We start from the raw sequence: 542 nt of genomic DNA on the forward strand, positions 1-542 counted from the left end.
TGGTGGGTGATACTGGACTTGAACCAGTGACCCTCGCCTTGTAAGGGCGATGCTCTCCCAACTGAGCTAATCACCCACATATAAATTAAAACGCTACTATTAAAATAAATAGTACTGGACTTGAACCAGTGAACTTCGCCGTTACTTGTCAATAGCGGTGATGCTCTCTTTTTTCTAACTGAGCTAATCACCCATTTAGATTTTTGTAATATACACCATTTTAAAAAATGGTGGGTCGTACTGGACTTGAACCAGTGACCCTCGCCTTGTAAGGGCGATGCTCTCCCAACTGAGCTAACGACCCGTATTACATGCTACTACCTATATAGATAGTACTGGACTTTAACCAGTGAACCTCGCCATCTTTTATTAAAAGCGATGATGCTCTCTTATCTTGTAACTGAGCTAACGACCCATATTACAATTTTAGTACGCAACTATTGATATAATAATAGGATTTATATGTGGTGGGTGATACTGGACTTGAACCAGTGACCCTCGCCTTGTAAGGGCGATGCTCTCCCAACTGAGCTAATCACCCA

At 42.1% G+C, this 542-nt stretch carries 4 tRNA genes; all 4 read right to left on the reverse strand.

The features are described 5' to 3' along the window. The 4 genes from I6F66_RS21950 to I6F66_RS21965 all read right to left on the reverse strand — a co-directional run bounded on the left by I6F66_RS21950 (nucleotide 1) and on the right by I6F66_RS21965 (nucleotide 541). Nucleotides 1-76: transfer RNA gene (locus I6F66_RS21950), tRNA-Val, on the reverse strand. Between the two features lie 29 nt (nucleotides 77-105). Next, a tRNA-OTHER gene (locus I6F66_RS21955) sits at nucleotides 106-197 on the reverse strand. Nucleotides 198-228: 31 nt separating this feature from the next. Further along, nucleotides 229-304, reverse strand: a tRNA-Val gene (locus I6F66_RS21960). Between the two features lie 161 nt (nucleotides 305-465). Beyond that, nucleotides 466-541, reverse strand: a tRNA-Val gene (locus tag I6F66_RS21965). Nucleotide 542: the final 1 nt, after the last annotated feature.

The sequence above is a fragment of the Pseudoalteromonas sp. NZS100_1 genome (assembly GCF_015864285.1).
In the GTDB taxonomy this organism is placed as follows: domain Bacteria; phylum Pseudomonadota; class Gammaproteobacteria; order Enterobacterales; family Alteromonadaceae; genus Pseudoalteromonas; species Pseudoalteromonas arctica.